General features: G+C 50.4%; 17 tRNA genes. All 17 read right to left on the bottom strand.

Annotated elements, in window-relative coordinates:
* Window positions 1–17: 17 nt before the first annotated feature.
* The 17 genes from JOC73_RS15005 to JOC73_RS14925 all read right to left on the bottom strand — a co-directional run bounded on the left by JOC73_RS15005 (window position 18) and on the right by JOC73_RS14925 (window position 1630).
* Window positions 18–92: transfer RNA gene (locus tag JOC73_RS15005), tRNA-Glu, on the bottom strand.
* A 4-nt stretch (window positions 93–96) separates the two neighbouring features.
* A tRNA-Met gene (locus tag JOC73_RS15000) sits at window positions 97–172 on the bottom strand.
* A 21-nt stretch (window positions 173–193) separates the two neighbouring features.
* Window positions 194–269 (bottom strand) — tRNA-Phe (locus JOC73_RS14995).
* A gap of 13 nt (window positions 270–282) precedes the next feature.
* Window positions 283–359 (bottom strand) — tRNA-Ile (locus tag JOC73_RS14990).
* A gap of 11 nt (window positions 360–370) precedes the next feature.
* Window positions 371–447, bottom strand: a tRNA-Pro gene (locus JOC73_RS14985).
* A 4-nt stretch (window positions 448–451) separates the two neighbouring features.
* Window positions 452–527 (bottom strand) — tRNA-Trp (locus tag JOC73_RS14980).
* A gap of 29 nt (window positions 528–556) precedes the next feature.
* Window positions 557–633 (bottom strand) — tRNA-Ile (locus JOC73_RS14975).
* A 12-nt stretch (window positions 634–645) separates the two neighbouring features.
* A tRNA-Pro gene (locus JOC73_RS14970) sits at window positions 646–722 on the bottom strand.
* A 7-nt stretch (window positions 723–729) separates the two neighbouring features.
* Window positions 730–821 (bottom strand) — tRNA-Ser (locus tag JOC73_RS14965).
* 9 nt (window positions 822–830) lie between these two features.
* A tRNA-Ser gene (locus tag JOC73_RS14960) sits at window positions 831–919 on the bottom strand.
* A 7-nt stretch (window positions 920–926) separates the two neighbouring features.
* A tRNA-Lys gene (locus JOC73_RS14955) sits at window positions 927–1002 on the bottom strand.
* Window positions 1003–1005: 3 nt separating this feature from the next.
* Window positions 1006–1081 (bottom strand) — tRNA-Gln (locus tag JOC73_RS14950).
* A gap of 18 nt (window positions 1082–1099) precedes the next feature.
* Window positions 1100–1176 (bottom strand) — tRNA-Arg (locus JOC73_RS14945).
* A gap of 6 nt (window positions 1177–1182) precedes the next feature.
* Window positions 1183–1256: transfer RNA gene (locus JOC73_RS14940), tRNA-Gly, on the bottom strand.
* A 124-nt stretch (window positions 1257–1380) separates the two neighbouring features.
* A tRNA-Val gene (locus JOC73_RS14935) sits at window positions 1381–1456 on the bottom strand.
* A gap of 16 nt (window positions 1457–1472) precedes the next feature.
* Window positions 1473–1549, bottom strand: a tRNA-Met gene (locus JOC73_RS14930).
* 5 nt (window positions 1550–1554) lie between these two features.
* Window positions 1555–1630 (bottom strand) — tRNA-Met (locus JOC73_RS14925).
* Window positions 1631–1739: the final 109 nt, after the last annotated feature.

Genomic DNA, 1739 nt, shown 5'->3' with positions numbered 1-1739 from the left:
ATGCGCCCAATTATAAATGGTGACCCCTAGGGGAATCGAACCCCTGTTACCGCCGTGAAAGGGCGGTGTCTTAACCGCTTGACCAAGGGGCCAAAATGGTTGCGGGGACAGGATTCGAACCTGCGACCTCCGGGTTATGAGCCCGACGAGCTACCAACTGCTCTACCCCGCGATATTAATTATATTAAGAATGTGGTGCCCAGAGGCGGAATCGAACCACCGACACGGGGATTTTCAGTCCCCTGCTCTACCGACTGAGCTATCTGGGCTAATTAAGTTATATGGTGGGCTTAAGTGGACTCGAACCACCGACCTCACGCTTATCAGGCGTGCGCTCTAACCAGCTGAGCTATAAGCCCATACTTCTTAGTGGTCCGGGTGGAGAGATTCGAACTCCCGACCCCATGGTCCCAAACCATGTGCGCTACCAAACTGCGCTACACCCGGATATTGGCAGGGGTAGCAGGACTTGAACCCACGACACGTGGTTTTGGAGACCACTGTTCTACCAACTGAACTATACCCCTGTATTAACTATAATTTATTATTTGAAATATGGTGGGCCTTCAGGGACTCGAACCCCGGACCTGCCGGTTATGAGCCGGACGCTCTAACCAACTGAGCTAAAGGCCCTTATTTCATATATGGTCCGGGTGGAGAGATTCGAACTCCCGACCCCATGGTCCCAAACCATGTGCGCTACCAAACTGCGCTACACCCGGATAAAAATGGCGGAGAAGGCGGGATTCGAACCCGCGCACCGCTTACGCGATCTAACGGTTTAGCAAACCGTCCTCTTCAGCCTACTTGAGTACTTCTCCATTTTTATATGGCGGAGAGGGTGGGATTCGAACCCACGGCCCCTTTCGGAGTCACTGGTTTTCAAGACCAGCTCCTTAAACCACTCGGACACCTCTCCTTTAAAATGGTGATCCATCCGCGACTCGAACGCGGGACACCCTGATTAAAAGTCAGGTGCTCTACCGACTGAGCTAATGGATCCAGTGGCTGGGATAGCAGGACTCGAACCTGCGGATGACGGAGTCAAAGTCCGTTGCCTTACCGACTTGGCTATATCCCAACACTTAATAAATTATAATGGCGTACCCACAGGGATTCGAACCCCGGACACTCGCCTTAGAAGGGCGATGCTCTATCCAGCTGAGCTATGGGTACATATTTTGGAGCGGGTGAAGGGAATCGAACCCTCGCGGTCAGCTTGGAAGGCTGAAGTTCTACCACTGAACTACACCCGCATGTCATACTGCTTTTGACTGCTTATACATATTAACATCATTATTTGTCGTTGTCAAACTTAATTTTTACCATTTTAAATGATTTTATTTTAGTTTCACAAGGTTATTTAATATGAATTATAATTGGTGGGCACAACAGGGATCGAACCTGTGACCCCCTGCTTGTAAGGCAGGTGCTCTCCCAGCTGAGCTATGCGCCCAATCAAATTTTTAAAATGGTAGCGGCAACAGGAGTCGAACCTGTGACCTTTCGGGTATGAACCGAACGCTCTAGCCATCTGAGCCATGCCGCCATATTTGGTTGCGGAGACAGGATTCGAACCTGCGACCTCCGGGTTATGAGCCCGACGAGCTACCAACTGCTCTACCCCGCGATATTTATTATGAATTTAAAATTAAAATGGTGCCGAAGACCGGAATCGAACCGGTACGGTCGGTAAGGACCGCAGGATTTTAAGTCCTGTGCGTCTGCCAGTTCCGCCA

The organism is Alkaliphilus hydrothermalis, assembly GCF_016908555.1.
Lineage (GTDB): Bacteria > Bacillota > Clostridia > Peptostreptococcales > Natronincolaceae > Alkaliphilus > Alkaliphilus hydrothermalis.
This window is presented reverse-complemented; position numbering and strand designations above follow the sequence as displayed.